General features: G+C 73.6%; 2 protein-coding genes. Both read left to right on the top strand.

All coding sequences use genetic code 11. The annotated features are described in order from the left end of the window. The coding region (locus A8711_RS30055; protein WP_176722918.1) for a polysaccharide biosynthesis C-terminal domain-containing protein at positions 1 to 457 on the top strand (457 nt) is incomplete at its 5' end. A gap of 28 nt (positions 458 to 485) precedes the next feature. Beyond that, entirely contained in the window at positions 486 to 1,418 is a 933-nt protein-coding gene (locus tag A8711_RS30050) for a sulfotransferase (RefSeq protein ID WP_069090049.1), read from the top strand. Positions 1,419 to 1,425: the final 7 nt, after the last annotated feature.

Raw genomic sequence — 1,425 nt, 5'->3', positions numbered from 1 at the left:
CACCGGATGCGGCATGGTCGACATGGTGCTCAACATGGCCGGGCGCACCGCGTGGACGTTCTACAACGCGATGACCGGCACCGTGCTCAACGTGGTCGGCAACCTGCTGCTCATCCCGCGGTTCGGCATCCTCGGCGCGGCTCTGGCCTGGACGATCTCGATCCTGGTCACCAACCTGGTGCCGCTGACCCAGCTCTGGTGGTCGATGCGGCTGCACCCGTTCGGCGCCGGCACCCGTACCGCGATGGCGCTCGCCGTCGTGGCGCTGGGCCTGCCGCTGGGCGCGGCGAGCCTGCTCGACGCCACGCCGCCGGTGCTCGCGCTGGTGAGCGCCGTCGGCCTGGCCGCGTACGCGGCGGGTGTCTGGCGCTGGCGGCGCACGCTGAACCTCGACGCGCTGCGGTCCCTTCGCCGCGGCCGCAACCGCGCCGGGTCGGACCCGGCCGCCCAGTCCTGACCGATCCTGCGCACCGATGGGACCTTCGATGACCAGCGACTCCCCCCTCGCCCCGCACTCCGGGCTGTCCACCGTGAAGGCCGCGAAGCTCGCCGCGGTCGGCCTGCTGGCGGACCGCAAGGAACGCCGCGAGCTGGAACGGCCGGTGGAGGCGGGCAACCGCCGCCTCACGCTGAAGGTGGAGCGCCCGATCTTCATCCTGGGGGCCCCGCGTTCCGGCACCACGTTCCTGGGCAGTTGCGTCGGCGCGCTGCCGGACGTGTCGTACCACTTCGAACCGCGCCTGACCAAGGCGGTCGCCCGCTGTGTCTACGAGGGAAGCTGGACGCCGCAGCGGGCGGCCCGCTACTTCCGGGGCTACTACGGCGCGCTGCTCGCCGCGTCCGGGCACGGTGGACTGCGCTTCGCCGAGAAGGACCCGGAGAACTGCTTCATCGTGCCGTTCCTGACCGAGGTCTTCCCGGACGCGGTCTTCCTGCACGTCTACCGGGACGGCCGGGACGTGGCGGTGTCGCACGCCGAGCAGCCCTGGCTGAACGCCGCGTCCACCGGCACCGGTCGCAGCGGCCGGGGCGGTACGCCCTGGGGCGCCGCGCCGCGGTTCTGGGTGGAGCCGGAGCGGCGCGACGAGTTCACGCAGGTCTCCGACCTGGGCCGGTCGGCCTGGATGTGGCGGCGCTTCACCAGCAGCGCGCTCACCCAGCTCGCCGAGCTGCCCGCGGACCGGGTGCGGCACCTGCGCTACGAGGACGTCGTCACCCGGCCGGCGGAGGCCGCCGAGGTGGTCGCCGACTTCCTGGAGGTACGCGACCCGGCCGGCCGGGCGGCGTTGCACGCCCGCTTCGCCAAGGCCCGGCCGGGCTCGGTGGGGCGCTGGCGGCAGCGACTGACCGAAAAGGATCTGGCCGATGTGCTGGCGCAGGCCGGACCGCTGCTGACCGAGCTCGGCTACCCCGCCTGAGCGCTCC

Origin of the sequence: Micromonospora sp. II (genome assembly GCF_001709195.1) — a bacterium.
In the GTDB taxonomy this organism is placed as follows: Bacteria; Actinomycetota; Actinomycetes; order Mycobacteriales; family Micromonosporaceae; genus Micromonospora; species Micromonospora chalcea.
Note: the sequence above shows the minus strand (reverse complement) of the source record. Positions and strands in the feature narration are given on the sequence as shown.

Excerpts from the sequence above, each read along its gene's own strand:
- A8711_RS30050 (WP_069090049.1), top strand. The coding sequence starts at position 486 with ATGACCAGCGACTCCCCCCTCGCCCCGCACTCCGGGCTGTCCACCGTG.